Here is a 26,706-nt window from a genome sequence, read left to right as displayed (position 1 = left end):
GGGCCGCGGGGGCAACGCGGAGACCCCGGCGTCAGGCCTTTCGGATCCGGTCGGCGATCTCCGGTCGCGCCGTGAAGCCGGCCGCCTTGTACGTCGCGACGCCGCCGACGTTGGAGCTCGGTGTGCACACGCGCACGCTCGACGAGCCCATCTCCCGCAGGGCGGCCGCGCCGGCGACGGTGATCGCGCGGCCGTAGCCGCGGCCGCGGTGGTCCGCGTGGACGCCCATCGGCTCGACCAGGCCCGGCTTTCCCGGGCCGGCCGACCACACCGTCACCACGGCCACGGGATTGCCCCGGTCGTCGTAGGCACCCAGGCAACGGGCGTCGGCGTGGAACGGTCCCGCGGACATCCCGTGCCGGTACTCGCGCGTGGGCCTCGTGGTGTCGAACGCGGACCGCAGGACGTGGGCGAAGTCCTCTGCCTGCTCCAGGCCGATCGCCTCGATCCGCACGCCGGGGTCCTCCACCGCTTCGGCGAGGTCGCGGAAGAGCGGCGTCCACGGCTCGTCGACACCCCAGCCCTCCTCGGTCAGCAGGTCGTGGAGCAGCAGGCCCCGCGGCGCCTCGACGGACACCGTTCCTTCCGGCAGCACGCCGCGCTCGGCAAGCGAGAAGTCCTCGACGAGCCGCCGCGCCAAGTCCTCGTCCCGGAAGGCGTCGGGAGCGACCGTCATCCGCACCAGCGTCGGCGAATCCAACATCCCCACGGCGAGGATCCGTCCGTCCCGGCTCCAGGTCCGGACCGCCGCGGCCGTCTCGGCCGTTCCGAACCGGTAGTTCCAGCCGATGTCCCCGGAATGCAGCTGCATCGGCGCTTCGTCGTGCTGCCACTTCCGCAGCGCCGCCATGGCCTCGCGCACCCCGTCGGCCGTCGGCGTACTCAGCGCAATCGTCATAGCCGGGATCTGACACCCCGTCCCGGTGGCGTGCAACCGATTAACCGACCGAGCGCGAGCCGTCGAAGCCCGCAGGCCCGGCCGCGGCGGTGTCAGCGCTGGTAGAGCCGCGCCCGCTCCAGCAGTATGTCGTGCAGATCCCGGACGGCACGGGCGTACGAACCGGAGCGGCGGCGCTCCGCGACCATCACCACCTCCGTGTCCTTCTCCGCGTCCGCGAGCGGACGCCAGGTGATCACGCCGTTGCGTTCCAGCGGGTCGCCGATGACGCTGAAGTCGGGCAGTACGGTGGCGCCCAGTCCTTCGGCGACCATGAGCTTGCCCATCTCGGCCCCGTCGGTGGAGTACGAGAAGACCGGGGTACGGCCGCGCAGCAGCCGGTGTATGTAGCGGTGCATCACGTAACCGGCGCGCATGACGATCAGCGGCTCGCCCAGCAGGGCGTCGATGCTGACGGCGGAGTGCGCGGCCAGCGGGCTGTCGGGGCTCAGGCAGACGACGGGGCGGCCGCGCAGGAGCTGGGTGGAGTCCAGGTCGGGCGGCAGGTCGTCGCCGGTGAGGTAGTTGACGAGGCCGAGGTCGAGGCCGCCTTCGGCGAGCATCCGGTGGATGTCGACCTGCTGGGCGGTGACCACTTCGACCTGGGTCCGCGGGTGTGCGGCGCGGAAGTCCCGGACGGCGGGGACGAGCAGCGGGACGGTCGCGGCATGCACCGTGCCGAGCCTGACCATCCGGCTGACCTGGTGCTGGTGGTCGGCGGCCTGGCGCAGCCGGTCCACGGCCTCCAGTACCGCGGCGACGTGCGGCAGCAGTTCGCGGCCGGCGTCGCTGGTGCGGGCTCCCGAGCGGTGGCGGTCCAGCAGCCCGACGCCGAGTTCGCGCTCCAGATTGCGGACGGTCTCGCTGAGCGCGGGCTGTGACAGGTGCAGTGCCTCCGCGGCGCGGCGCAGGGAGCCGAGCCGGGCGACTGTCTGGAGATATTCGAGCTGTTCGATCCGCATGGAAGGGGGACCCTATCAACCGTCGTGGAGCGCTCCGCTGCGGCGGCCGCACGGCGCTCGATGGCCTGCGACTGACAGGCTTTCCCTGTCTCCTCGCCTCGGGGAGCCTGGAAGCCCGGAGGACGGAACGCCTCCTCAACGACCGCGTCCCCAGCGGGAACTGGAGACGCGCACGAGATCGACGCGGCGGCGCCCAACAGGCCACACCGGATCCGTGAAGGGGGAAAAGGCAGTCCTGGAACGGCAGTTGGGTCCAGGTGCAAGGGTCGCCCTATCAAGGCATCACCGATCCTTGGCAGCGGCAGCCTCGACCACTTGGCCCATCATCTGCTTAAATCCACCCCATGAATCAGCGCAAGGACCTCACGCGGCGACGCCATGTCGACCTTGTGCGTGTGTCCAGCGGCCTCTGTTCGCCTCGCGCCGCCCGCTGAGCGAGCCCTTCTTCTCGCACTCTTCGCTGTGACCTCCAGGTTCCGCCTGCCCACTGTCGTGCGGCGTCCTTCCTGACGTTCCGCGGGTCCGGCATCTCTTCTCTCTCCTCCCCCACGCAACCGTCACCTGCCTGTTTCCGCCGACTCGGTCGGTGCGGGACGGCACCCCACGGCCGGCGTCCCCGTGCGCGCCGCCGTCCTCGCCCTCTGTGAAGGAGTCCTCATGCCCACCGTGCTCTCCGTCTCCGGAAGCCCGTCCGCGACCTCCCGCACCGGCCGTCTGCTGCGCCACCTCGACGCGCGGCTGGCCGGGCAGGGACACGAGGTGGTCCCGTTCGACGTGCGCACGCTGCCCGCCGAGGCGCTGCTGGGGGCTGATTTCGGCCACCCCGCGATCCAGGCCGCGACCCGGCTGTTCGAGGAGGCCGACGGCGTGGTGATAGGGACACCCGTCTACAAGGCCGCCTACTCCGGCCTGCTCAAGACCCTGATGGACGTGCTGCCCCAGTACGCCCTCGCGGGCAAGACGGTGCTTCCGCTGGCCACCGGCGGCAGTCCGGCGCATGTCCTGGCCGTGGACTACGCGTTGCGGCCGGTGCTGACCTCCATGGGCGCCGAACACGTGCTGCCCGGCTGGTTCGTGGTCGACAAGCACATCTCGGTCGACCCGGACGGCGCGGTCACCGTCCAGGAGGACACCGCCCGCGAGGTCTACCGGGTCGCCGACGCCTTCTCGGCGGCGCTCACCGCCCGCCATCACGCCCTCGCCGCGGCGTGATTCCCGGGCCGGACCCCCGACAAGACCACAGCGCCTCCCCGAAGGACCCCATGTCCCGCACCCAGCCACCGGCTCGGCCGCCGCGCTCCGCCGACGAGCCCGCTGAGTCCCAGTCCGCCCTCGGCGGCACAGCCCTCACCGACGTCCCCGCCACCCCGGGCGACCTGCCGCCCGGCGCCCGGAAGGCCCGTCACCGCGACGCCTTCGACGGGGCGGCCCGCGCACAGACCCCGCAGGGGGCGTTCGCGTGACCACAGGCAAGAAGCGACTCGTCCTCAACCTCTTCGAGATGAACTGCGTCAGCCACATCACCCACGGCCTGTGGCGGCTGCCCGACAACAACCGCGAGCGGTTCAACGACATCGAGTACTGGACCGAGTTGGCCCGGCTTCTGGAGAAGGGCGGCTTCGACGCCGTCTTCCTCGCCGACGTGGTCGGCACGTACGACACCTTCCGCGGTTCGGCGCGGACCGCCATCAGGCAGGGGCTCCAGATCCCCAACAACGACCCGGCCGTCGTCGTGCCGGCCATGGCCGCCGTGACGAAGCACCTCGGCTTCGGAATCACCTTCTCCACGACGTACGAGCCGCCGTTCGCCTGGGCCCGCCGGGCGAGCACGCTCGACCACCTCACCAAGGGGCGCGTCGGCTGGAACGTCGTCACGTCCTACCTGCCCAACGCCGCCCGCAACCACGGGCTGCCGGACGAGGTCGAGCACAGCACCCGGTTCGAGATCGCCGACGAGTACCTCGACGTGCTCTACAAGCTCTGGGAGGGCAGCTGGGACGATGACGCGATCGTCGCCGACCGCGAGCACAACGTCTTCGCGGATCCGGCGAAGATCCGCCCGATCGACCACGTCGGCAAGCACTTCCAGGTCGAGGGCCCCCACCTGCCCAGCCCGAGTCGCCAGCGCACCCCGGTGCTCTTCACCGCGACCCAGTCGGCCGACGGCATCGCCTTCGCCGGCCGGCACTCCGAGGTCGTCTTCACCGGTGGCGGCACCCCCGACGTGATCAAGCGGCTCGTCGACGAACTCAAGCGGTCCGCCGTCGACGCCGGCCGGACCCGGGACGACCTCAAGGTGATCACCACCGCCGGCGTCATCGTCGCGCCGACCGAGGAGGAGGCGCGCGCCAAGGCCGCCCGCTTCCAGGAGCTCTCCGACCCCGAGGGCTACCTCGCGCACGCCGGACTCCCGTGGGACCCGACCACGCTCCCGCCCGAGACCCGGCTCGCCGACGTCGCCGTCGAGCACGGGCGTGCCGGCCGCTGGCGGCAGCCCGGCTCCGACGGCACCGTCGGTGAGTTCCTCGCCGGCTTCGGCGACATCTCCCGCCACCCGCTGTCGGTCGTCGGCACCCCTGAGCAGGCGGCCGACGCGATCGAGCACTGGCTCGACGACCTCGACCTCGACGGCATCAACCTGCTCCAGTACCACACCTTCGACACGGCGAAGGACTTCATCGAGCTGGTCGTGCCCGTCCTGTGGGACCGGGGCCGGCTGCGCGCCTCCTACGACGAGTCCGAGTCGCTCCGCGACCGCATCTTCGGCCGCGGCGACCGGCTCCCGCCCAACCACCCCGCCACCCGCTACCGCGGCGGCAGGAACCTCCCTCGTCCCGAGGGCATCTCGGACCCCGACCGCACGCCCCACCTCGAACAGAAAGCCGGCAGATGACCTCCTTCACCCGTCCCCGTCTCGCCGTCGCCTGCGCCGGCACCGTGCTCGCGGGCATCTCGCTGGTGGCCTGCGGCGGCAACGGCGGTGCGGCCGGCGGCGCCGACGGCAAGCCCGTCCAGGGCGGCACCATCACCTACGCGCACGTCCAGGAACCGCCCTGCATCTTCGGCGGCTGGATCCAGCAGGCATACATCTCCCGCCAGGTCCTCGACGCCCTCGTGACCGAGGACGAGGACGGCACCGTGAAGCCGTGGCTGGCCACCTCGTGGAAGACCTCGGCCGACGGACGGACCTACACCTTCGCCCTGAAGAACGGCGTGAAGTTCACCGACGGCACCCCGGTCGACGCCGCGGCCGTCGCCTACAACTTCGAGCAGTTCGAGCACAGCGACCTCAACGGCACGGCCAAGGTGTCGATCGACCCGTACTACAAGAGCGCCGAGGCGGTCGACGGCACCCACGTCGCCATTCATCTCAACAAGCCCTACCCCGAGTTCCTCCGCGTGATCACGCAGGGCTACTTCGGCATCCAGTCCGAGCACGCGCTCAAGACGCGGACCAAGGAACAGAACTGCGACGAGCCGATCGGCTCCGGCGCGTTCACGGTCGAGAAGTGGAACAAGGGCCAGAACGTCGTCTTCAAGAGGAACCCCGGCTACACGTCGTGGCCCGCGACCGCCAAGCACCACGGCCCGGCGTACGTCGACGAGATCGACTGGAAGTTCGTCGCCGACGGCACCTCGCGCTACGCCTCGCTCACCACCGGCCAGTCCGACGTGGCCTACGAGATCCCGACCGTCAACTGGAAGGACGCCCAATCCAGGTTCAAGGACACGATCCGCTACATCACCCCCGGTCACCCGGTCTCTTTCTACCTCAACACCGTGAAGGGCCCCTTCACGGACAAGCTCGTCCGCCAGGCCTTCGCCTACGCCGCCGACCGCAAGGCGGCCGTCAAGGCGGGCTTCCACGGCGTGATCCCGTACGAGCCCAATCCCGCGGTCTCCCAGTCCACCCCCGGCTACCTCGGCACCGACCCGTACCCCTACGACCCGGACAAGACCGCCGGACTGCTGCGGCAGGCCGGCTGGACGAAGGGCGCGGACGGGATCTACGCCAAGAACGGGCGGAAGCTCAAGGTCAAGCTCGTCTACGGAGCCGGCTACGAGTTCACCAGCGAGGGCGCGACCGTCCTTCAGGCGTTGCAGGAGCAGTGGAAGCAGAACGGGTTCTCCGTCACCCTCGTCCCCGCCACCCAGGCCGAGGCATGGGGCGGCAAGTACAGCGGCCCCGACGGCTACGACGCCCAGGCGTCGTACTGGACCAGCCCCAGCCCGGCGATCCTCTGGATCGTCTGGCGCGAGTCCACCAAGGACAACCCGAACGGCAACAACCAGTCGTTCTACAACAGCCCGGCGCTCACGCGGCTGATCGACAAGGCCAACACGAACACCGACACCACCGCCGGGTTCGGCCAGTACGAGCAGGCTCAGAAAACCATCGACGACGAGGCCGCCGGCGTCGGGCTCTACACCCAGAACACGCTGATCGCCGTCTCGGACAAGCTGCACGGCTTCTGGGTCGAGAAGAGCCAGGGCGAACCGGTCTTCTCCGACGCCTACTTCACCGGCAAGCAGTGATTCGAGGTCTGCCATGACTGCCATCACCCCTGACCCGGCGCCGCTCGCCACGCCGAGGCGACCCGCGTGGGCGACCGCGCGGGTCGCCCGCGGGGCCGCCGTCAAGATCGTCTCGGCGGTCGTCGTGCTCCTCGCGGCGGCCTCCCTGGCCTGGATCGCCCAGATCCTGATCCCCGGCGACCGCGCCACGGCGATCCTCAACATGCGCAACGGCAAGCAACAGAACTACTCCGCAGCCGAACTCGCCCCGGTCAAGCACGAGTTCGGCCTCGACCACCCGTTGTTCTCCCAGTGGCTGCACTACATCGGCGGCTTCTTCGAAGGCGACCTCGGCACGTCCTACACGCAGTACACGCCGGTCACGAAGGTGATCGGCGCCCAGATCGTGCCCAGTCTCGTCCTGACCGTCTCGGCGCTCGCCGTGGCCTGGGCGATCGCGCTCGCGGTCTCGCTACTCACCGTGAAACGCGGCCGGGCCGTCGAAGGACTCGGCTCGGTCTTCGAGGCGTTCACCGCGAGCCTGCCGCACTACTGGGTCGGCGTCATCCTGCTGGTGGTCCTCGCGGTGAAGATCCCGGCCTTCCCCGTCATCAGCGGATCCGGGGCCTCGGGCCTCGTCCTTCCGGTGCTCACCCTGGCGATCCCGCTCAGCGGCTTCCTCGGACAGGTCATCCGCGACGAACTCGACAAGGTCCTCGACCAGCCCTTCGTCACCACCGCCCGCACCCGCGGCATGAGCGACACCGCCGTACGCCTCAAGCACGCCCTGCGGCACGCCGTGCTGCCGGCGGTCACCCTGTCCGGCTGGGCACTCGGCGCGCTGGTCTCGGGCGCGGTCATCGTCGAGAACATCTACGGGCGGCCCGGTATCGGCACGGTGCTCAACACCGCGGTCAGCACGCGCGACGTCCCGACCGTCGCGGGCGTCGTCGTGGTCGTGGCCGCGCTCTACATCGTCGCCAACCTCCTCGTCGACCTCGCCTACACCGTCATCGACCCAAGGTTGCGTGCCTCATGACCACCGTCTCGCTCAGCCCCGACCCGGTCAGCGCGGAGGCGGCCGAGCCCCGGCGGGCCGTGCGCCGGCGCCCGGGCCTCGGCACCACCCTGTCGGCCGTGTTCATCGCGCTCGTCGTGCTCGCCGCGATCGCGCCCGGCCTGCTCGCCTTCACGACGCCGACCCACATCGAACTGACCGACGCCCTCGCCGCGCCGTCGTGGCACCACCTCTTCGGCACCGACGAGGCCGGCCGCGACGTCTTCAGCCGGGTCGTCCATGGCACCCGGCTCTCCCTCGGGATCGGCCTCGGCGCCACCGCGATCGCCATGGGCCTGGCCATCGTGCTCGGCTTCGTCTCGGCGCTCGCCGGCGGCCTGGTGGACACCATCATCACCCGCGTCCTCGAGGTCTTCTTCGCCTTCCCGTCACTGCTCGCGGCACTGCTCGTCATCTCCGTCTTCGGGCCTTCGGCCAAGACGTCGATCTTCGCGGTCGGGATCAGCTCCATGCCCGGCTACGCCCGCATGGTGCGCGGCCAGGTGCTCAACGTGCGCCAGGCCGGGTACATCGAGTCGGCCCACGCCCTGGGCCACAGCCGGCGCACGGTCCTGCTCCACCACCTCTTCCCCAACGCCATGCGCCCGCTGGTCGCGGTCGTCACCCTCGGCGTCGGACAGTCCATCGTGTGGGCCTCGTCCCTGGCCTTCCTCGGCCTGGGCGTCCCGCCGCCCAACCCCGAGTGGGGGGCGCTCCTCGACTCCGGACGCAACTACATCACCACCCAGTGGTGGCTCGAAGTCCTCCCCGGCCTCGTGATCGTGCTCTTCGCCATCGCGGTCACCACCTTCGGCCGGGCGATCCAACAGCGACTGGAAGGAGCGGCCCGATGACCCTCTCGCTGAGCACCGGCCACACAGCCGGAGGTTCCGGCACCGGCACCGACGAGACCGCCGCGACCCGCCGCTCCGCCGCGCCGGCCGCCCAGACGCCGCTCCTCGCCGTCGAGGAACTCCGCGTCCGCTTCGGCGACCGCGAGGTCGTCCACGGCCTCTCCTTCTCCGCCCACCCTGGGCGCTGCCTGGCGATCGTGGGGGAGTCCGGCTCCGGCAAGTCCGTCACCGCCCGGGCGCTCGTCGGCCTCACCGGCGGCGACGCGCGGGTGACGGCCGACCGGATGACGATCGGCGACCTCGACCTCACCCGCCGGAGCGAGCGCGCCTGGCGCGGGATCCGGGGCAAGGAGATCGGCTTCGTCCTCCAGGACGCCCTCGTCTCCCTCGACCAACTCCGCAAGGTCGGTGACGAGGTGGCCGAGCCGCTCGAACTCCACGGCGTCGGCACCAAGGCGTCGCGCAGGACCAAGGCGATCGAACTCCTCGCCTCGGTCGGCGTGCCCGAACCCGAGGTGAAGGCGCGTCAGCGGCCCTACGAGCTGTCCGGCGGCCTGCGGCAGCGCGCGCTCATCGCCAGCGCGATCGCCCTGGACCCGCCGCTGCTCATCGCCGACGAGCCGACGACGGCCCTCGACGTCACCATCCAGGCCCAGGTGCTCGACCTGCTCATCGAGGCCAAGGAACGCGGCCAGGCGATCATCCTGATCAGTCACGACCTGTCCGTCGTGGCCCGCCTCGCCGACGACGTCGCGGTGATGAAGGACGGCGGAATCGTCGAGCAGGGCCCCGCGCACGAGATCCTGTACCACGCGCGGCACCCCTACACCCAGGCGCTGCTCGACGCGGTGCCCTCGGCGCACACCCGCGGCCAGCGGCTGGTCAAGCCCGCGCCCGGCGCCGCCGCCGCTCCCTCATCCCGCACCCGCAAGGCGATCGACCGCGGTCTCCCGGTCCTCGACGCCCGCCGTCTCACCAAGGTCTACACCGGCCCGGACAAGATCGACCGTACCGTCGTCGATGACGTCTCCTTCGAGCTCTTCCAGGGAGAGACACTCGGCATCGTCGGCGAGTCCGGCTCCGGCAAGACCACCACCGCACGGATCGCCCTGTCCCTGATCAGCCCGACCGCCGGCGAGGTACTGCTGCACGGCCGGCCGTGGTCGACCCTCACCCAGGCACAGCGCCGCCCGCTGCGCCCCCGGATCGGCGTGGTCTACCAGGACCCGCTGAGCTCCTTCGACCCCCGGTGGCCGGTCGGACGCATCCTCACGGACGCGTTGGCCACCGGCCCCACCGCTCCCTCCTCCCGGACCGAGGCGCGGGAACGGGCCGTCCGGCTCCTGGAGCAGGTCGGGCTGCGCAGGGAGCACTTCGACGCGGCCCCGCTGCGCCTGTCCGGCGGCCAGCGCCAGCGCGTCGCCATCGCGCGGGCACTGGCACCGGAGCCCGGCGTCATCGTCTGCGACGAGCCGGTGTCGGCCCTCGACGTCTCCGTCCAGGCACAGGTCCTCGACCTGCTCACGGACCTCCAGGACGAACTCGGCGTCTCCTACCTGTTCATCTCCCACGATCTCGGAGTGATCCACCACATGAGCGACCGGATCCTCGTGATGAAGGACGGCAAGGTCGTCGAGTCGGGCACCGCGGACGACGTCTTCGAGCGGCCGCGGCACGACTACACACAGCGGCTCCTCACCGCCCTGCCCCGGATCTCGCAGCCATGAGCGGCGACACCCTCGGCGGAGGGATTACCGACACGGAGCTGCGGGAGCGGTTCGGCCCGGTCTTCGAGAAGATCGCCCGCGGTGCCCTCGACCGCGAGGCCGACCGCGGACTGCCGTACGACGAGGTGAAGGCGCTGCGCGGGGCGGGCTTCGGCCGGGTCCGGGTGCCCGTGGAGTTCGGAGGGCTCGGCGCGACCCTGCCGCAGTTCTTCCGTCTGCTCATCGCACTGGCCGAGGCCGACTCCAACCTTCCGCAGCTTTGGCGGGGCCACATCGGCTTCGTCGAGTCGCGACTGGTGCACGAGGACCGGGAGGTCCGCGAGCGCTGGCTGCGGCGGATCTCGGAAGGCGCCGTCGTGGGCAACGCCCAGTCGGAGCAGGGCAACAGCTCCTTCTGGCAGCACGCCACCACCGTCCGCCCGGCCGGCTCCGGCGACGACGACTGGCTGCTGAGCGGCAGGAAGTTCTACTCCACCGGGAGCCTCTTCGCCGACTGGATCCAGACCACCGCGACGCTCGACGCCGAGCACAGCGCCGACGTCCTCGTGCCGACCAGCGCCCCGGGGGTGCGCCGGATCGACGACTGGGACGGCTTCGGCCAGCGCCTGGCCGGGTCGGGCACGACGATCTTCGAGGACGTGCGCATCGCACCCGAGGACGTCGCGGTCCACCCGGTCGGGCAGTTGCCGGGGACGACGCTGCACGCGGTCTTCCAGCTCGTCCACCTCGCCACGCTGGCCGGCGTCGCGCGGGCGGCCGTCCGCGACATCGTCGCCTTCGTCAACCAGCGTGGACGCAACCTCAGCAACCCGCTGTACCCCCGGCCGGGGCTCGACCCGCAGGTCCAGCAGGTCGTCGGACGCGTCCGCTCGAAGTCCTTCAGCGCCTCGGCGACCACCCTGGCCGCCGTGGACGAGCTCGACCGGGTGCACCGGGCCCAGCTCGCGCACCGAGCCACCCCCGAGCTCTTCGACGCCGCGGACCTCGCGGCCTTCGCGGCGCAGACGGCGGTCATCGAGCTCGTGCTCGACCTGACGACGGAGATCTTCGAGGTCGGCGGCGCGTCAGCGGTGACCGAGCGTTTCCGGCTCGACCGGCACTGGCGCAACGCCCGCACGCTGGCCTCGCACAACCCGGTGATCCACCGTCAGACCATCGTGGGCGACGCGGCGCTCAACGGCACCTCGCCGCGCGAGTGGGTCACCCGCACCTGGCGGACCGCGCGGTCGAACGAGGCGAGCGGCCGATGAACGGGACCGAGCGGCTCCCCGTCCTCCGTGCCGTCCTCCGCGCCGGCCGGCGCGGAGGACGGCCGGCCCACGGGAACCGGGCACGGCCCGGCGACGCACGGCCCGACGACGCGCGGCCCGGCAACCCCGCGGACCCTCCGGACCTGATCCGCCCCGCCCCGTCCGAGGAGTCCGCCGACCCCCACCGCTTCGCACCCACGACACCGCACGTGTCGCCCGCACAGGAGTAGCTCATGACCGTCAGCACCGCACCCGTCGAACGCAAGCGCCTCTTCCTCAACGCCTTCGTGATGAACACGACGAGCCACATCCACCACGGCCAGTGGCGCCGCCCGGACGCGCGGCAGCACAACTTCAACGACGTCGAGACCTGGATCCACCTCGCCAAGCTCCTTGAGGAGGCGAAGTTCGACTCGATGTTCTTCGCCGACGTCGTGGGCCTCTACGGCGACGCCGAAGCCGACTACTCGGTCTACGTCAACGAAGGCCTGCAGATTCCCAGCAACGACCCGACCGTGCTCGTCGGGGCGCTGGCCGCCCACACCAGGGACATCGGCCTGGCCGTCACCAGCAACGTCTTCCAGCAGCACCCGACCAACTTCGCCCGCCAGCTGACCACTTTGGACCACATCTCCAAGGGCCGCGTCGCGTGGAACATCGTCACCGGCACCCAGGACAACGGCTACCGCAACTTCGGCCACGAGGCGCTGGAGGACCACTCCGAGCGCTACCGCTGGGCCGACGAGTTCGTCGACGTGACCTACAAGCTGTGGGAGGGCTCCTGGGACGACGACGCACTGGTCCAGGACAAGGAGGGCAGCCGGCACGCCGACCCGAGCAAGATCCACAAGATCTTCCACTCCTCGCCGCGCTACCGCGTCGAAGGGCCGTTCCTCCCGGCCCCCTCGCCGCAGCGGACGCCGCTGCTCTTCCAGGCCGGCTCCTCCGGTCCCGGCCGCGACTTCGCCGCGCGCAACGCCGAGGCCGTCTTCCTCATCGCTCCGACGCCGGAGATCGCCCGCCGGCAGATCGAGGAGACCCGGACGCTGGCGGCGTCGTACGGCCGCGACCCGCGCGACATCACCTTCCACCAGGGGCTCTCCTTCGTCATCGGCGACACGGAGGCCGAGGCCCGCGAGAAGTTCCGGTGGTACCAGCAGTACGTCAGCCACGACGGCTACTCCGCGCACTCCGCGATCGTCGACAAGGCCGGCCGCGTCTACCCCGCCGACACTCCGCTGAGCCTGATCGACACCAACACGTCCAAGGGCTTCCTGGAGCACCTGCGCCAGCACATCACCGACCGTGAGCCCACCGTCGGCGACCTGGCCATCCAGCGGCTCAAGGAAACCGTCGTCGTGGGCACGCCCGAGCAGATCGCCGACACCCTGGAGGTGTGGCAGGCCGCCGGTGTCGACGGCATCAACGTCGTCAACTGGGTGATCCCCGGCTCCTTCCAGGAGTTCGCCGACAAGGTCCTGCCGGTGCTGCGCGAACGCGGCCTCGCCCAGAGCGAGTACGGCGAGGGCACCCTGCGACGCAAGCTGTTCGGCCGGGACCGGCTCTCCGAGCGCCACCCGGCCGCCCGCTACCGCGGTGCCTTCACGAACGGTCCGCGTAGCTGGGCCGAGGCGGAGCGGACCGCGCTCACGTCCAGCCACTGATCCGGGAAGCCGGGAAGAGGGAGCACATCTCATGACGTCGCAGGAGGCCGGGCTTCCGGCAACCGCCGAGGGCAGGGCGCCGCTTCGGCCGTCCCCCGCACGCCGGCCGGGCGAGGGAGCCGAGCGGGTGGAGGTGCTCGACGCCCCGGGCGCGCTGGCCGCGGCCGCGCGGCTCGCCGCGGAGTTCGCCGCGGGAGCGGTGTCGCGCGACCGCGAGCGGATCCTGCCGTTCGAACAGCTCGACCGGCTGGCGGCCGGCGGGCTGCTGGCCATCACCGTTCCGCGCGCGTTCGGCGGCCCCGGCCTTCCCGCGTCCGTCGTGGCGGAGGTGGTACGGCGGATCAGCTGGGCCGACCCGAGCATCGGCCAGATCCCGCTCAGCCACTTCGTCTACGTCAACCAGCTGCGGCTCCAGGGCAGTCCGGAGCAGCAGGAGCGGCTCTTCGGCGAGGTCCTGGCGGGCCGGTGGTTCGGCAACGCCCAGTCCGAGCTGGGCACCAGACACGTCCGGGACTTTCGTACCACCCTGACCCGTGACGCCCGAGGGAGGGAATGGCGGCTCAACGGCACGAAGTTCTACTGCACCGGCGCGCTCTTCGCCGACTGGATCCCCGTGCTGGCCCACCTCGGGCCCGACGGGCCGATGCACGTCGCATGGGTGCGCCGCGACGCCGAGGGGGTCTCCGTCGTCGACGACTGGGACGCCGTCGGCCAGCGCACCACCGCCTCGGGGACGGCCACCTTCACGGACGTCGTGGTGGGCGAGGAGTGGATCACCGACTACGCCGAGGTCTTCACCGGCCCCACGACGTACGGCTCCTTCGCCCAGTTGATCCACGCCGCCATCGACACCGGCATCGCGCGGGCCGCGCTCGACGACGCCGCGGCCTTCGTCACGACCAAGTCGCGTCCCTACCCCGACGCGGTGGCGATCCACGGCATCGACCGCGCCGCACAGGACCCGGTGGTCGTCCACGCCTTCGGCGAGATGGAGCTGGCCGTGCGCGGCACGGAGGCGCTCCTGGCCGAGGCAGGACGTGCCGTCGACACGGCCGACGGCGGCCTCTCGGCGGAGTCGGCCGCCGCCGCGGCCCTCGCCGTCGCCGCCGCGCGCGCCTCCTCGACACGGGTGTCGGTCGAGGTGGGATCGCGGCTGCTCGAGGTCGCCGGAACCCGGGCGGCGCTGAGCGCGGAGGGACTCGACCGCCACTGGCGCAACGCCCGCACCCACACCTTGCACGACCCGGCGGCGTGGAAGCTGCAGCACCTCGGCCGCTGGGCGGTCGAAAGGCAGCTGCCGCCCCGGCACGGCCAGCTCTGACGGCCGCCGCACACCCGGAACGCCGACCCGAACCCGACCATGAAGGACACACTCGTGAGCGACCTGAAGTTCCACTGGTTCCTGCCCACCAACGGCGGCGACGGCCGCCACATCATCGGAGGCGGCCATGGGCTCGCCGCGGAGGCCGCCAGCCGGCCCGCCTCCGTGCCCTACCTGGGGCAGATCGCGCGATCGGCCGAACAGCTCGGCTTCGAGGCCGCGTTGACACCCACGGGCGCCTGGTGCGAGGACGCCTGGGTGACCACCGCCATGATCAACGCCCGCACGGAACGGCTGAAGTTCCTGGTGGCGCTGCGTCCCGACTCGGTCGGTCCCTACCTCGCCGCCCAGATGGCGAGCACCTTCGTCAACCTCTCCGGTGGCCGCCTGCTGCTCAACATCGTGACCGGCGGTGAGGATCACGAGCAGCGGATGTACGGCGACTTCCTCGACAAGGCCGAACGGTACGCCCGCTGCGATGAGTTCCTGACCATAGCCAAGGCGCTGTGGGCCGGCGAGACGGTCGACTTCCGGGGCCGCTACCTGTCGGTGGAGGGCTCGCGTCTCAACAACCTGCCCGACGCGCAGCCCGAGATCTACTTCGGCGGCTCCTCGCCCGAGGGCATCGAGGTGGCCGCCAAGCACGCCGACGTCTACCTCACCTGGGGCGAACCGCCGGCCGCGGTGGCCGAGAAGCTGGACCGGGTGCGCGCCGCGGCCGCGCGGCACGGCCGGACCCTCCGGTTCGGCATCCGCCTGCACTCCATCGCCAGGGACAGCTCCGAGGCCGCGTGGGCCGAGGCCCGCCGGCTGCTCGACCAGATCGGCGAGGCCGACATCGAACGCATCCAGGCGGGACTGCGCCGCTCGGCCAGCGAGGGCCAGCGCCGCATGCTCGCGCTCAACGGCGGCTCCAAGGACGACCTGGAGATCCACCCGAACCTCTGGGCCGGCGTCGGGCTGGTGCGGGGCGGCGCCGGAACCTCCCTGGTGGGCTCGTTCACCGAGATCGCCGACCTGATCGAGCAGTACCGCGCGGTCGGGATCAGCGAGTTCGTGCTCTCGGGCTACCCCCACCTGGAGGAGGCCTACTGGTTCGGTGAGGGCGTCCTGCCCGAACTGGCCCGCCGGGGACTGTGGCACCACCCGTCCCCGGTCCCCTCGCGCGCCTCCATCCCCTTCGGCACCGCCCCGACCCCCGCGGCGAGCTGAGCGCCCCCGCCCCGCAGCCGGCCGCACCGCCCGGCGCCGCCACGACCGCCGACCACCTCGCTGCTTGCCGCGGGCTCATGTGCTGGGCCGTCCAGGCCGGGGTGGTACGGCGCAGCCGGTCGTTCCGCCCAGGTCGGCTTTCGCCGCGGCAGGCCCGGGCAGAGTGGCCGACCCGCCGCACGAAGGTGCTCGCCGGTGCGAAATACTCTCCCGATGAGGTCACGCACTTCCCCGATCAGCGAGTCGGTCACGATACGGAGGACCGTTGCTCGGGACGCCAAGCGGCTCACGCGGCTCGTGCGCGGTTCGGGCGCCTACGCGGGTGAGTACGCGGCGGCGGTCGCGGGCTACCGGGTCGGTCCCGATTACATCGAGGCCCACCGCGCCTTCGTGGCCGTCGGCGCGGAGGAGGACGGAGGCCGGATCCTCGGGTTCTACTCGCTCGTCCTCGATCCACCGGAGCTCGACCTGCTGTTCGTCGCCGACGACGTGCAGGGCCGGGGCATCGGACGACTACTCGTCGCGCATATGCAGTCCGAGGCCCGCGCCGCCGGGCTCGACCGTGTCAGGGTCGTGTCGCATCGTCCCGCCGAGGACTTCTACCACCGCGTCGGCGCGGTGCGGATCGGAACCGCACTCGCGAACCCGCCCGCCGTGCCGTGGGACCGCCCCGAGTTCGAATTTTGCATTCCTTCGGAGTGACGGGCTGTGCCGGCCCTCATCCGGCTCAGCGAGTCACCGAGGGTGAGCCGGCCGAGTCCTTGGAGAGCCAGTCCGCGAAGATCTCCGGGAGGCGGCTCAGGTCCTCGGCTGTGACGGTGATGAGACGCAGGCCGTGGTGGCGGGCCAGTTCCCGCTTGCGGGTGACCTTCGCCGCGTACGCCTCCCTTGTCATGAGGCCCAGGGCCTCGACGAAGGTGCCGTCCGCCAGGCGCCAGTCCGCTCGCAGGCCGGTGGTGTTGAGTTCCGGGTGGCGTGGGTAGGCGGGCTCCGGCTCGTGGGCCACGCCCCGGTGGTGGAGGAAGTCGTCCACGTGCCGCTCGAACAGGGAGCGGCACAGGTGCCCGTCCGTGGCCGTGGTCACCGTACCCATCGAGGTGCGGACCCCGTCCGTGAGAAGCCCCGCGTGGCTCAGCCACTCCGTCCAGGTGCGGGCCGGGCGCGTCGGCCGCGCGCCGAGCAGCGCGGAGGCGGGACGCGGCACCAGGAAACGGCAGAGCATCACCTCGTCGACCAGAGCGCGGTCCTCGAACGGCACGCAGACACGGTCCAGTTGGGCGAGGGATGGCGGCCCGGAGAACTCGGTCTCCGCGAGTCTGCGCAGCGCGTACACGATCGCTTCCGTCCAGGCTCCGTCCGCTCCCGTGTCCCGCAGCACCCCGTTCGCCGCGAGGGCGCAGCAGCCGTGGCAGTAGAACAGCCCGGGGCGTGCCGACTGGGAGGAGCGTCCGCAGAGCCGGCACGGCCCGCGCTCCGCCAGGTTCACGGGGGCTCTGAAGAGCGTCTCCAGGGCTCGCCGGTAGTACGGGTTCTCCGCCGCGTCGTCGACGAGCGGCGGCAGCGGGCTCCCCGCCTTCGCGGCGAGCGACTCCCCGGCGTCGGGCTTCGCGGCGAGCCAGCGGCGGTGCGGCCCCGGGATCAGCCGCTGCGCGGTGGCCGTCACCCGGCTGGAGCGGCCGACCGGGCTGATCCCGGCCGGCGCGACCGCCGCGCGGAGATTGTGCCGTTCCACCTCCGCGCGCGGCGTGCCCCAGGTCACGAGCAGCGGCCGCACGCCGTGCCGGCGCAGCAGCACCGTCAACGGCTCGGCGAGCGGCGCGGTGTAGACGGTGAGGGTGCCCGAGTCAGGGTCGAACCAGCCGGCTTCGGGCAGTCCGTGCCGTGGCGTCCCCGGCTTCGGGAGCCGGATCGACCACACGCCGCCGCCGACGACGACCACCGCGTCCGGGAAGTCGCCGAGGGCGCCGAGGTCTTCGGGCGTATCCACGTCCACCCCGTGCGCGCGCAGCGCGTCGAGTGCCTCGGCGCGCACCCGCTCGTCGACCAGGGTGAGCGGGCCGTGCGGCTGGTGGTACTGCCCGACCTCCACACCGGCCCCGTCCAGGACGAGGATCCGGGTGCGGTGGAAGACGGACCGGGTGACGGCGCGCAGGTCACGGAAACCGTGGGGCGAACTCCGGTACGTCTCCCAGGCGCGCAGGTGGGGCCGGGCCTCGGCGTCCCGGCGCCGCCGCGCGCGGTCACGCTCGGTCTCCCGGCCCCAGGCCCCGCCGGCGGCGCGATGGCTCAGAGCTGTCCGCAGCCGGATGGCGAGCCGCTCGGCGAGCGCCCGGCGCAGGCCCTGTTCGACACGGTCCGGGGCCGGCTCCTTCTCCGGGCGCCGGTCGGCCTCTTGCCGGCGAGCGGCCAGGTACGAGTCCGCGAGGGCGCGCACGGTCTGACGCTCGGGCAGCAGGACGCGGACGGAACCGACCGCGTATCCGAAGGCGCTCTCCTCCGCTCGCGACACCAGTTCGTCGCGGCTGGGTCGCCAATCAGCGTCGTCCTCGTCGTCCTGGAAACGGCTGTCGTTCTGGAGCGCGTACAGCTCTATCCAGCCGTGACAGCCGACGGGCGTCCCGGTCTCCTCGGTGAGGCTGCGGATGCTCTCGCTCGTGACGTGCAGCGCGCTGCTGTAGAGATAGCCCATGTGCCGGTCGAGCACGGACCCGCCGTGGTGGGGAGGGGCGGCGACCGAGACGGCACGCGAGTCGTAGTCGTTGTCGGGCCGGGGGACGAGAGCCACGCGTACGGGTATGACGGCGTCGCACTTCGCCTTGGGCGGCGCGGGCCTGACGTCTTCTTTCCGCAACCGGCCCAGGACGAACGCGCGCAGGGCGGACACGGAGTCGTCGAAGACCGCGAATCCCGGGGCGAAGTCCTTCGCCGGATCGCCCGGGATCATGAGGAGATCCACGTCGGGGGCGTACTGGATGGTGTCTCGGCTCGACATGCGCGAATTATGCCAAGCGCATATGCGATCGCCGGCGTGTGCGGCCCCTGGCATCGCCATATGCGGTTGTTTCGGTCGGACCTCATGACAGGTGTGACATAGTCGCTTCAGGAGCTTCAAGCAGGTGGGGAGTAGTCATGTCCGTCGAATGGGAGCCCGTTCGGCAGGCTCGCACGCATGAACTCGTGCTGGAGAGCATCGAGCAGCGGGTGGTGGCCGGCGAGCTCAAGGCCGGGGACCGATTGCCACCCGAGCGTGAGCTGGCGCCGGTCCTCGGCGTCAGCCGGTCCGCCCTGCGCGAGGCGCTGCGCGTGCTGGAGACGATCGGCGTGCTGGTCGCCCAGGCCGGCCGTGGCCCCGACGCAGGGGCGCGCATCGTGCGGCACCCGGACGACGCCCTCGGCCGGCTGCTCCGCCTGCATGTGGCGCTGGGCAGCTACAACCTCCAGGACGTCCTCGAAGCGCGGGTCATGCTGGAACGCCACAGCTTCGAGGCCGCCGCCGGGCACGCCCCGCCGGAGGACCTGGAGGAGGCGGAGCGGATCCTGCACCGGATGCGGGCGCCGGGCGTGGAGGTGGCGGAGTTCAGCGACCTGGACACCCGGTTCCACGTGCTGATCGCCCGGGTCTCCGGCAACCAGCTCATCTCCACCCTCACCGCGGCCGTCCGCGAGTCGGTGCGGCCGATGATCCTTCAGGCGCTGGAGCGGGCCGAGGACTGGCCCGCCACGGCCGGCGCTCTGAACGACGAGCACGCGGAGATGCTGCGCCTGGTGCGCGCCGGGGACGGCGTCCGGGCGGCCGACGTGGCCGAGCGGCACATTCGCGGCTTCCACGGCGGACTGGTCGACGACAAGCACTGACGCGGCTGACGCGGCTGACGGGACTGCGCGGCTGATGCGACTGCGCGCCTGACGCGACGGACGCGGTCGGCGGCCGGGGACCGATCGGTGGCCTGGCGGCCGGTACCGGCTCGGTGGTCGGACACAGGAGTGGGGCCGGGGCATGGCTGCCCCGGCCCCACTCGTCATGCCGGGTCCGTCACGGCAGCATCCACGAGAGCACCGGCGTCGACTGGAGATAGACCAGGACGCCGAGCACGGCGAGCATCGCCACGCTGTAGCCGAAGACCTTGCGCAGCAGCACCCTTTCGGAGCCCGGCTGTTCCACGGCCGTCGCGGCGATCGTCAGGTTCTGCGGGCTGACCAGCTTGCCGACCACGCCACCGGAGGAGTTCGCGGCCACCAGCAGCGTCGGGTCGATGCCCGCGGCCTTGCCCGCGCTCTGCTGGAGGGTGGCGAACAGGGCGTTCGCGGAGGTGTCGGAGCCGGTGACGGCGGTGCCCAGCCAGCCCAGGGCGGGGGAGAGCAGCGCGAAGACCGAGCCGACCGCGGCGAGCCAGGTGCCGATGGCGACGGTCTGGCCGGACTGGTTCATGACGTAGGCGAGCGACATCACGGTGGCGACCGTGGCGATGGCGCCCCGCATGGTCTTCAGGGTGCTGCCCGCGGCGGCCAGACCCATGCGGCCCGACATCGGGAAGCGGTCCCGGTCGCCGGCCAGGCTGTAGACGAGCATCACCAGGAGGCCGGAGACGATCAGCAGGGTGCCGGGGTTGCCCAGGACGTCCAGGCTGTAGACGGCGCTGGTCGAGGGGGTGCCGTCGGCGCCGACCAGGTTGCCGTACAGGCCGGGCCAGTCGAACTTGAGGGCGGCCTTGCCGAGCAGCGTGGGCATGTCGACGCCCACGGTCAGCTTGGCGAGGGCGAAGACCACGATCACCAGGACGTACGGCAGCACGGCCAGGGTGACGCGACGCCGGGTCAGCGGCTCGGTCTCGACCTGGGAGCGCTGGTCCTCAGGGGTCTGCGGGGTCCAGAAGCGCAGCATCACCACCGCGGCGGCGAAGCCGAGCAGCGACGCGACCACGTCGGTGAGCTCGTACGCGAAGTGCGTGGAACACCAGAACTGGACGACGGCGAAGACGCCCCCGGTGACCAGGGCGACGGGCCACAGCTGGCGGAAGCCGCGCACGCCGTCGACCAGGAAGAGCAGCAGCATCGGGACGAAGAGGGCCAGCACCGGGGTCTGGCGGCCGACCACGGCGGCGATGTCCTCGGGCTTGATGCCGGTGAGGCTGCCGCCGGTGGTGATCGGGATGGCCATGGCGCCGAAGGCGACGGGCGCCGTGTCGGCGACCAGGACGGTCACGGCCGCCTTGACCTTGGGCAGGCCGATCGCCATCAGCATGGCGGCCGTGATCGCGACGGGGGCGCCGAAGCCGGCCAGGGCCTCCAGCAGTCCGCCGAAGCAGAAGGCGATCAGCATCGCCTGGATCCGCAGGTCGCCGCGGCCGACGGCGCTGAAGGAGCGGCGCAGGTCCTCGAACCGCTTGCTGACGACGGTGAGTTCATAGAACCAGATGGCGGCCACGACGATCAGCATGATCGGGAAGAGGCCGTTGACCAGGCCCTGCGTGGCGGACAGAACGCCGAGGCGCACCGGCATCCCGTAGCCGAGTATCGCGACGAGCAGCGCTGTGATCAGCGAGCCGAGCGCCGACTGGAGGGCCGAGCGCCTGGCCACCATGAGGAGCAGGAAGAACACGGCCAGCGGGACCAGGCCCAGCAGGGCTGTGCCCGCGAGACTGCCTCCCACTGCGTGCACATCGGGGGTGTAGGCCGCGAGGACGGCCGGTGGCGCGGTGGTCACGTACGTGCTCCTCCTTGAGCTGCGACTCCTGCGACTGCTGCGCGCCTGTACCGGTGCCGTATGCACTGCCGACATCCGCCGGTCCGGTCCCGCCGACCGGCACGTGATGTGGCGCACGTCGCTGACGAACGGCAATCAGTAGGGCACCCGATGATGTCGTATGTCAATAAGGTCAGACCGAAACGTGTCCGATCAGATTCCGGACGGTGAGTCCTATGGTCCGACCTAGTATGGTCGGACCGTACTCCCGTACTCTGTTCCTCGCGTCCTTCGCGTCCTTCGCGTCGTCCGTCGTATCCGTCGCGTCCCACGCGTTGTTCCAAGGAGGTGCCATGCGCATCGGACTCTTTGCCACCTGCCTCGGGGACACGCTGTTCCCCGACGCGGTCAGGGCCACCGCGGTCCTGATCGCCCGCCTCGGCCATGAGGTGGTCTTCCCGCCCGCGCAGACCTGCTGCGGCCAGATGCATGTCAACACCGGCTACCAGCGCGAACCCGTGCCGCTGGTACGGAACTTCGCCGAGCAGTTCGGCGACCCGTCGATCGACGCGGTGGTGATGCCGTCCGGCTCGTGCGCGGGCTCGGTCCGCCACCAGCACCCGATCGTGGCCGAGCGGTACGGGGACGCGGCACTGCGCGACGGCGTCGCGACCGTCAGGGCCAAGACCTACGAGCTGTCGGAGCTCCTCGTCGACGTGCTCGGCGCGACCGACGTCGGCGCCCACTTCCCCCACCGGGTCACCTACCACCCCACCTGCCACTCGCTGCGCATGCTGCGGGTGGGGGAGAAGCCGCTGCGGCTGCTGCGCGCGGTGGACTCCATCGACCTGGTCGAACTGCCCGAGGCGGACGCCTGCTGCGGCTTCGGCGGCACCTTCGCGGTCAAGAACGCCGACACGTCCGGCGCCATGCTTCAGGACAAGGTGGGCAACATCCTGTCCACCGGCGCGGACGCGTGCACGGCCGGCGACTCGTCCTGCCTGATGCACATCGGCGGTGGCCTGTCCCGCATCAGGTCCGGCACCCGCACCCTGCACCTGGCGCAGATCCTTGCCTCCACCCGCACCTCGCCCTTCGTATTCCCGAAGACGGAGACCGCCGCCCGATGAGCAGCACCTTCCTCGGCATGCCCGCCACCCCGCCCCGCTCCCCTTACGGCACGGGCAACCTGCGCGGTGACCGGAAGTTCCCCAAGGCCGCCCACGACGAACTGCGCAACGAGCAACTGCGCAGCAACCTCCACAAGGCCACCCACTCCATCCGCGCCAAGCGGATCGCCGTCACCTCCGAACTGCCCGACTGGGAACCGCTGCGCGACGCCGGCTCGGCGATCAAGGCCGACACCATGGACCGGCTGCCCGAGCTCCTCGAACAACTGGAACGCAAGGTCACCGAGCACGGCGGCACCGTGCACTGGGCGCGGGACGGCGTCGAGGCCAACGAGATCGTCACCCGCCTGGTCAAGGAGACCGGCAGCGACGAGGTCATCAAGGTCAAGTCGATGGCCACCCAGGAGACCGGCCTCAACGAGTACCTGGAGAGCCAGGGCGTCACGGCCTACGAGACCGACCTGGCCGAACTGATCGTCCAGCTCGCTCACGACAAGCCCTCGCACATCCTCGTACCGGCGATCCACCGCAACCGCGACGAGATCCGCGACATCTTCCGCTCCACCATCCCCGGTGTCGATCCGGAACTGGACTCCGTGCCCTCCCACCTCGCCGCCGCGGCGCGGGCGTACCTGCGGGAGAAGTTCATGACCGTGCCGGTGGCGGTCTCCGGCGCCAACTTCGGCATCGCCGAGACCGGCACCCTGTCGGTCGTCGAGTCCGAGGGCAACGGCCGGATGTGCCTGACGATGCCGAAGACGCTGATCACCGTCATGGGTATCGAGAAGATCCTGCCCCGCTACCAGGACCTGGAGGTCTTCCTCCAACTGCTGCCGAGGTCCTCGACCGGTGAGCGGATGAACCCGTACACCTCGATGTGGACCGGCGTCACCCCCGGCGACGGGCCGCAGGAGTTCCACCTGGTGCTGCTCGACAACGGCCGCACCGCCGCGCTCGCCGACCGGATCGGGCGCCAGGCCCTGCACTGCATCCGCTGCTCGGCCTGCCTCAACGTCTGCCCGGTGTACGAACGGGCCGGCGGCCACGCCTACGGCTCCACCTATCCGGGCCCCATCGGTGCCGTGCTCACCCCGCAGCTCGCCGGGATGGACGCGGCGAAGAACGACCCCAACAGCTCGCTGCCGTACGCCTCCAGCCTGTGCGGGGCCTGCTTCGACGCCTGCCCGGTGAAGATCGACATCCCCTCGCTCCTGGTCGAGCTGCGGCACCAGCACACCGAGCAGACCGGAGCCACCGCCGAGAAGCTGGCGATGAAGGCCGCGGCGACGGTCATGAGCCGGCCCGGACTGTTCACCGCTGCGCAGAAGGCGGCCGGGACGGGTGGCCGGGTGATGGCGGGGCGTGACCGGAAGATCTCGCGTCTCCCGGCGCCGTTCGACGGCTGGACCGACACCCGGGACCTTCCGGCCCCGCCCCGCCAGACCTTCCGCTCCTGGCTGGCCTCCACGGAGGGCCAGGCCACCCTGCGGTCGGCCGCCGAGGAGGGCGCCGGGCTCGGGAGCGACGCCGGCGAGCACGATGCCCAGCACGACTCCCATGAGGAGGGGAACCGATGACCGCGACCGCACGAGAGACGGTGCTCGGCCGGATCCGGGACGCCCTGGCGCTGTCCGGCCCGGCGCCGGAACCGGCGGAGGGGGCGCCGGCGGCGCCGCGTGCCTACCGCACCGGCCGCACCATGCCCGACCAGGAACGTCTCGAACTCCTCGTGGACCGGCTGGTCGACTACAAGGCGACGGTGCGCACCTGCACCGCCGACCGCACTTCCGAGGTGATCGCCGAGGCCCTCCGCGAGCGTGGCGCCCGCCGGGTCGGCGTGCCCGCCGGCCTCGACGAGAGCTGGCTGGCCGGGTACGACGGCGAGGTCCGGCGCGACTCCGCGGACGTGCCGGCGCCCCGGCTCGCCGTGCTCGACGGCGTGGTGACCGCGTCCGCGGTGACCTGCGCGGAGACCGGCACGATCTTCCTGGACGGCTCCCCCGACCAGGGCCGGCGCGCGCTGTCGCTCGTGCCGGACCTGCACGTCTGCGTCGTGGACCTGTCGTCGGTGGTCGTCGGCGTGCCGGAGGCGGTCGCCCGGCTGGTCCCGGAGCGGCCCACGACGCTGATCAGCGGGCCGTCGGCGACGTCCGACATCGAACTGGAGCGCGTGGAGGGCGTGCACGGGCCGCGCACCCTGGACGTGGTGATCCGCGTCGACGCCTGAGCCGCGAACACCGGTTGGCGCGGCGGCACGTACGCGTCGCCGCGCCACCGCGGGGGACCGGCCCGCGGAAGGCGCCCTGTCCGCGGCTGCCGTCCACCGGCCGGCCCGACGCGGCTATCCTCGGCCGTCTCGGGGTCCGCCGAACGGCGGCTCATGGGGGACGGAGGACACACGTGGATGTGCCCACGGGCCGCGGGGGGCCGAGCAGTGGCCCGCGCGCAGTCTGCTGGGGAGGCTGTCGCCCCCGGCCAGGGACGAACTGCTCGCACTGGGGACCCACCCTCGACGCGCAGGCGGACGTCGCCCTGGCGCTCGGCGCGCTCGGGGACCACGAGGCGGCCCGTGTCCTCGACACGGAGCTGGTGCGCAGGATCGAGCGGGCCGTCGGGAAGAACCACGCGGCCGCCAAGGCCGCGCGTGCCGCCCTGGCCCGTGACCTCCGGGCGCTCGGGCGTGAGCGGGAAGCCGACGAGGTCCAGGGGATCCGGCGGTTCGCGTTCTGAGAGGGCGGCGGAGGTCAGCTCCGGTGGAGCGCGTACCTGGTGGCGAGGCCGCCGCCGACGCCGGCGACGACGGCCGCGGGCAGGCACCAGGCCGGCCACGTGGCGAGGCCGAACGCGGCGTCGGCGGACCAGTCCCCGGGGCCGGTCGAGGACAGCACCGCCGCGATGACGATGAGCACGAACGGGTACTCGAACCCGTCGTTCTGTACCCACAGGCCGTGCGGCCACTTGACGGTGAAGGCGACCGTCATCACCCCCATGGCCCCGGCGGCGGCCAGCGGAGTCAGCAGGCCGAGCGCCAGGAAGAGGCCCGAGCCGATCTGGCTGGCGCCCGCGACGAGCGCGGTCAGCACCCCGCCGCGGAAGCCGTCCCCGCGGAACTCCTCGGTGCCACCCGCCAGCCCTCTCCCCCCGAGGTGAAAGCTGACCTTCTGGACTCCGTGGCCCGCGACCAACAGGCCTGCGACCAGGCGCAGCAGAAGTAGACCGGTGTTCATGTGGGTCTCCGATGAGATGTTCAGGGTGGGCGGGCAGGGGGTCGTCGGCGACGCTAACGGCCGTGCGCCGGACGTTTCTTCTCGTTCCGCGCCCAGGTGTGTTCCCAGGCTGCACGCCTGACCGCGAGGGCGGGCCCGCGCGTCGCGCCACCAGGCAAGAGCCGGTGCGCCGCAGGGCAACAGACGGCCGGACGCGCGCCCTATCGTGCTGGTCCCCCGACCCGTCTCGCGCGCAGAAAAGGCTCAAAGCCCATGACCGAAGCCGCCGTACCACCCAGCCCACGGGCGACGCCCGACCGGACCGCGGCGGCGCCCGCGCCGGCCGTGATCGCGGGGCACAGCGCCCTGGAATGCCTCCTGACGACGCTCCTGCTCTTCGGCGTGACCACGGTCGTGCGCTGGGTCGCGGGGCCCTCCCGGCTCTCCGACGCGATTCCGGGGATCCATCTGAAACTGCTGGTGATCGGCGTGTGCGTGGGCCTGCTCGTCGTAGCGATCATCCGCAGCCGGCCGGGCCGGATCTCGGGCGGGCACATCAACCCGGCGGTCTCCCTGGCCATGTGGCGCTTCGGAATCTTCCCGGCCGTGGCGGTCCTGCCGTACATCGCGGCTCAGCTCGTCGGCTCGGTGCTCGGGGTCTTCGCGGCCCGCGCGCTGTGGGGTCCGGCGGTCGGTGATCCGCCGGTCACGGACGCCATGCTGCGGCCCGGTCCCGGCTGGTCGGCCGGTGAGCTGTTCGTGGCCGAGGCCGTCAGTATGGGCGTCATCGTCTATCTCATCGGGCTCTTCCTGCGGTCCCCGAGACTGGCGCGCCTGGTCCCCTGGCTGGTCGGCTTCCTGATCTGCGCGGCGATCGCCCTGCTGGGCACCGTCACGGGCGGCTCGGAGAACCCGGCACGCCCGTTCGGACCGGCCGTCGTCTCGGGGCAGGGCGGCTTCCTGTGGGTCTACCTGCTGGCCCCCATGGTGGGCTCCGCGGTCGCGGCCGCCGTCCTGAACGGCGCGCACAGCCGTCACACCGTGCTCACCCACCGGCTCTGCGGCACCCACCGAGACAGGTCGCCGCTGCGCGGCTAGGGGGTGTCCGGCGGATCTTGGTGGAGGGAAGTCACGGCACGGTTTTGACCCAGGTGAGCGGGGTCTGGTGCGTCGAGATGCAAGGCGGAG

Annotated in this window: 24 protein-coding genes; 19 read left to right on the top strand and 5 right to left on the bottom strand. The window is 71.6% G+C overall.

Going from position 1 to position 26,706, the window contains the following annotated elements; translation table 11 throughout:
* Window positions 1-31: 31 nt before the first annotated feature.
* Both AB0927_RS28450 and AB0927_RS28445 read right to left on the bottom strand, forming a co-directional pair.
* Window positions 32-898, bottom strand: a complete 867-nt coding sequence (locus AB0927_RS28450; RefSeq protein ID WP_366670598.1) for a GNAT family N-acetyltransferase — start codon at window positions 896-898, stop codon at window positions 32-34.
* A gap of 92 nt (window positions 899-990) precedes the next feature.
* Window positions 991-1,899 (bottom strand): LysR family transcriptional regulator, encoded by a 909-nt coding sequence (locus AB0927_RS28445; protein ID WP_366670597.1) that lies wholly within the window; start codon window positions 1,897-1,899, stop codon window positions 991-993.
* A gap of 344 nt (window positions 1,900-2,243) precedes the next feature.
* On the opposite strand from AB0927_RS28445, the gene AB0927_RS28440 reads away from it, so the two are divergent.
* The 13 genes from AB0927_RS28440 (at window position 2,244) to AB0927_RS28380 (ending at window position 16,201) form a co-directional block, all read left to right on the top strand.
* Complete coding sequence (locus AB0927_RS28440) at window positions 2,244-2,333, top strand: putative leader peptide (RefSeq protein ID WP_351891410.1); 90 nt, start codon at window positions 2,244-2,246, stop codon at window positions 2,331-2,333.
* A gap of 223 nt (window positions 2,334-2,556) precedes the next feature.
* Window positions 2,557-3,111: an NADPH-dependent FMN reductase gene (ssuE, locus tag AB0927_RS28435; protein WP_366670596.1), complete on the top strand. Its 555-nt coding sequence runs from the start codon at window positions 2,557-2,559 to the stop codon at window positions 3,109-3,111.
* A gap of 50 nt (window positions 3,112-3,161) precedes the next feature.
* Window positions 3,162-3,362 (top strand): hypothetical protein, encoded by a 201-nt coding sequence (locus AB0927_RS28430; RefSeq protein WP_366670595.1) that lies wholly within the window; start codon window positions 3,162-3,164, stop codon window positions 3,360-3,362.
* Complete coding sequence (locus tag AB0927_RS28425) at window positions 3,359-4,792, top strand: NtaA/DmoA family FMN-dependent monooxygenase (RefSeq protein WP_366670594.1); 1,434 nt, start codon at window positions 3,359-3,361, stop codon at window positions 4,790-4,792. Before AB0927_RS28430 ends, AB0927_RS28425 begins: the two co-directional genes overlap by 4 nt.
* Window positions 4,789-6,435 carry an ABC transporter substrate-binding protein gene (locus AB0927_RS28420; protein WP_366670593.1) on the top strand — a complete coding sequence of 549 codons (1,647 nt, stop codon included), beginning with the start codon at window positions 4,789-4,791 and terminating at the stop codon, window positions 6,433-6,435. The genes AB0927_RS28425 and AB0927_RS28420 overlap by 4 nt, the downstream gene beginning before the upstream one ends.
* Before the next feature lie 13 nt (window positions 6,436-6,448).
* Entirely contained in the window at window positions 6,449-7,453 is a 1,005-nt protein-coding gene (locus AB0927_RS28415; protein ID WP_366670592.1) for an ABC transporter permease, read from the top strand.
* Window positions 7,450-8,325, top strand: a complete 876-nt coding sequence (locus tag AB0927_RS28410) for an ABC transporter permease (RefSeq protein WP_366670591.1) — start codon at window positions 7,450-7,452, stop codon at window positions 8,323-8,325. Before AB0927_RS28415 ends, AB0927_RS28410 begins: the two co-directional genes overlap by 4 nt.
* On the top strand, window positions 8,322-10,052 hold the full coding sequence (locus tag AB0927_RS28405) for an ABC transporter ATP-binding protein (protein ID WP_366670590.1): 1,731 nt from the start codon (window positions 8,322-8,324) through the stop codon (window positions 10,050-10,052). The genes AB0927_RS28410 and AB0927_RS28405 overlap by 4 nt, the downstream gene beginning before the upstream one ends.
* Entirely contained in the window at window positions 10,049-11,302 is a 1,254-nt protein-coding gene (locus AB0927_RS28400; RefSeq protein ID WP_366670589.1) for an acyl-CoA dehydrogenase family protein, read from the top strand. The genes AB0927_RS28405 and AB0927_RS28400 overlap by 4 nt, the downstream gene beginning before the upstream one ends.
* Window positions 11,303-11,535: 233 nt before the next feature.
* Window positions 11,536-12,966 (top strand): NtaA/DmoA family FMN-dependent monooxygenase, encoded by a 1,431-nt coding sequence (locus AB0927_RS28395; RefSeq protein ID WP_366670588.1) that lies wholly within the window; start codon window positions 11,536-11,538, stop codon window positions 12,964-12,966.
* Between the two features lie 31 nt (window positions 12,967-12,997).
* Entirely contained in the window at window positions 12,998-14,287 is a 1,290-nt protein-coding gene (locus tag AB0927_RS28390) for an SfnB family sulfur acquisition oxidoreductase (RefSeq protein ID WP_366670587.1), read from the top strand.
* 54 nt (window positions 14,288-14,341) lie between these two features.
* A complete protein-coding gene (locus tag AB0927_RS28385; RefSeq protein ID WP_366670586.1) occupies window positions 14,342-15,499 on the top strand; it encodes an LLM class flavin-dependent oxidoreductase in 1,158 nt (385 codons plus the stop codon).
* 213 nt (window positions 15,500-15,712) lie between these two features.
* Window positions 15,713-16,201: a GNAT family N-acetyltransferase gene (locus AB0927_RS28380; protein WP_366670585.1), complete on the top strand. Its 489-nt coding sequence runs from the start codon at window positions 15,713-15,715 to the stop codon at window positions 16,199-16,201.
* A gap of 25 nt (window positions 16,202-16,226) precedes the next feature.
* Here the strand turns inward: AB0927_RS28380 and AB0927_RS28375 are convergent, their stop codons facing one another.
* Window positions 16,227-18,491, bottom strand: coding sequence for a hypothetical protein (locus tag AB0927_RS28375; protein ID WP_366670584.1), 2,265 nt, complete (start codon window positions 18,489-18,491; stop codon window positions 16,227-16,229).
* A gap of 137 nt (window positions 18,492-18,628) precedes the next feature.
* Here AB0927_RS28375 and AB0927_RS28370 point away from each other — a divergent pair, with 137 nt between their 5' ends.
* Entirely contained in the window at window positions 18,629-19,354 is a 726-nt protein-coding gene (locus AB0927_RS28370; RefSeq protein WP_366670583.1) for an FCD domain-containing protein, read from the top strand.
* 178 nt (window positions 19,355-19,532) lie between these two features.
* Here the strand turns inward: AB0927_RS28370 and AB0927_RS28365 are convergent, their stop codons facing one another.
* Entirely contained in the window at window positions 19,533-21,203 is a 1,671-nt protein-coding gene (locus tag AB0927_RS28365) for an L-lactate permease (RefSeq protein WP_366670582.1), read from the bottom strand.
* A 332-nt stretch (window positions 21,204-21,535) separates the two neighbouring features.
* Between AB0927_RS28365 and AB0927_RS28360 the strand changes: the two genes are divergently transcribed.
* The 4 genes from AB0927_RS28360 to AB0927_RS28345 all read left to right on the top strand — a co-directional run bounded on the left by AB0927_RS28360 (window position 21,536) and on the right by AB0927_RS28345 (window position 25,042).
* Window positions 21,536-22,312, top strand: coding sequence for a (Fe-S)-binding protein (locus AB0927_RS28360; protein ID WP_366670581.1), 777 nt, complete (start codon window positions 21,536-21,538; stop codon window positions 22,310-22,312).
* The gene (locus AB0927_RS28355; protein WP_366670580.1) at window positions 22,309-23,889 is read left to right on the top strand and encodes a LutB/LldF family L-lactate oxidation iron-sulfur protein; all 1,581 of its coding nucleotides are present in this window, start codon (window positions 22,309-22,311) and stop codon (window positions 23,887-23,889) included. The genes AB0927_RS28360 and AB0927_RS28355 overlap by 4 nt, the downstream gene beginning before the upstream one ends.
* A complete protein-coding gene (locus AB0927_RS28350) occupies window positions 23,886-24,539 on the top strand; it encodes an LUD domain-containing protein (RefSeq protein WP_366670579.1) in 654 nt (217 codons plus the stop codon). The genes AB0927_RS28355 and AB0927_RS28350 overlap by 4 nt, the downstream gene beginning before the upstream one ends.
* Window positions 24,540-24,712: 173 nt before the next feature.
* A complete protein-coding gene (locus AB0927_RS28345) occupies window positions 24,713-25,042 on the top strand; it encodes a tetratricopeptide repeat protein (RefSeq protein ID WP_366670578.1) in 330 nt (109 codons plus the stop codon).
* 14 nt (window positions 25,043-25,056) lie between these two features.
* Here the strand turns inward: AB0927_RS28345 and AB0927_RS28340 are convergent, their stop codons facing one another.
* A complete protein-coding gene (locus AB0927_RS28340) occupies window positions 25,057-25,539 on the bottom strand; it encodes a DoxX family protein (RefSeq protein ID WP_366670577.1) in 483 nt (160 codons plus the stop codon).
* Window positions 25,540-25,791: 252 nt separating this feature from the next.
* Between AB0927_RS28340 and AB0927_RS28335 the strand changes: the two genes are divergently transcribed.
* Window positions 25,792-26,616 carry an MIP/aquaporin family protein gene (locus AB0927_RS28335; protein ID WP_366670576.1) on the top strand — a complete coding sequence of 275 codons (825 nt, stop codon included), beginning with the start codon at window positions 25,792-25,794 and terminating at the stop codon, window positions 26,614-26,616.
* The last annotated feature ends 90 nt before the right edge of the window (window positions 26,617-26,706 follow it).

The sequence above is a fragment of the Streptomyces sp. NPDC048106 genome (assembly GCF_040706415.1).
In the GTDB taxonomy this organism is placed as follows: domain Bacteria; phylum Actinomycetota; class Actinomycetes; order Streptomycetales; family Streptomycetaceae; genus Streptomyces.
Note: the sequence above shows the minus strand (reverse complement) of the source record. Positions and strands in the feature narration are given on the sequence as shown.

Bases quoted from the DNA above. Each gene is read 5' to 3' on its own strand.
- AB0927_RS28450 (WP_366670598.1), bottom strand. From the start codon at position 898: ATGACGATTGCGCTGAGTACGCCGACGGCCGACGGGGTGCGCGAGGCC.
- AB0927_RS28445 (WP_366670597.1), bottom strand. From the start codon at position 1,899: ATGCGGATCGAACAGCTCGAATATCTCCAGACAGTCGCCCGGCTCGGC.
- AB0927_RS28440 (WP_351891410.1), top strand. From the start codon at position 2,244: ATGAATCAGCGCAAGGACCTCACGCGGCGACGCCATGTCGACCTTGTG.
- ssuE (WP_366670596.1), top strand. From the start codon at position 2,557: ATGCCCACCGTGCTCTCCGTCTCCGGAAGCCCGTCCGCGACCTCCCGC.
- AB0927_RS28430 (WP_366670595.1), top strand. From the start codon at position 3,162: ATGTCCCGCACCCAGCCACCGGCTCGGCCGCCGCGCTCCGCCGACGAG.
- AB0927_RS28420 (WP_366670593.1), top strand. From the start codon at position 4,789: ATGACCTCCTTCACCCGTCCCCGTCTCGCCGTCGCCTGCGCCGGCACC.
- AB0927_RS28415 (WP_366670592.1), top strand. From the start codon at position 6,449: ATGACTGCCATCACCCCTGACCCGGCGCCGCTCGCCACGCCGAGGCGA.
- AB0927_RS28410 (WP_366670591.1), top strand. From the start codon at position 7,450: ATGACCACCGTCTCGCTCAGCCCCGACCCGGTCAGCGCGGAGGCGGCC.
- AB0927_RS28405 (WP_366670590.1), top strand. From the start codon at position 8,322: ATGACCCTCTCGCTGAGCACCGGCCACACAGCCGGAGGTTCCGGCACC.
- AB0927_RS28400 (WP_366670589.1), top strand. From the start codon at position 10,049: ATGAGCGGCGACACCCTCGGCGGAGGGATTACCGACACGGAGCTGCGG.
- AB0927_RS28395 (WP_366670588.1), top strand. From the start codon at position 11,536: ATGACCGTCAGCACCGCACCCGTCGAACGCAAGCGCCTCTTCCTCAAC.
- AB0927_RS28390 (WP_366670587.1), top strand. From the start codon at position 12,998: ATGACGTCGCAGGAGGCCGGGCTTCCGGCAACCGCCGAGGGCAGGGCG.
- AB0927_RS28380 (WP_366670585.1), top strand. From the start codon at position 15,713: ATGAGGTCACGCACTTCCCCGATCAGCGAGTCGGTCACGATACGGAGG.
- AB0927_RS28375 (WP_366670584.1), bottom strand. From the start codon at position 18,491: ATGTCGAGCCGAGACACCATCCAGTACGCCCCCGACGTGGATCTCCTC.
- AB0927_RS28370 (WP_366670583.1), top strand. From the start codon at position 18,629: ATGTCCGTCGAATGGGAGCCCGTTCGGCAGGCTCGCACGCATGAACTC.
- AB0927_RS28360 (WP_366670581.1), top strand. From the start codon at position 21,536: ATGCGCATCGGACTCTTTGCCACCTGCCTCGGGGACACGCTGTTCCCC.
- AB0927_RS28355 (WP_366670580.1), top strand. From the start codon at position 22,309: ATGAGCAGCACCTTCCTCGGCATGCCCGCCACCCCGCCCCGCTCCCCT.
- AB0927_RS28350 (WP_366670579.1), top strand. From the start codon at position 23,886: ATGACCGCGACCGCACGAGAGACGGTGCTCGGCCGGATCCGGGACGCC.
- AB0927_RS28340 (WP_366670577.1), bottom strand. From the start codon at position 25,539: ATGAACACCGGTCTACTTCTGCTGCGCCTGGTCGCAGGCCTGTTGGTC.
- AB0927_RS28335 (WP_366670576.1), top strand. From the start codon at position 25,792: ATGACCGAAGCCGCCGTACCACCCAGCCCACGGGCGACGCCCGACCGG.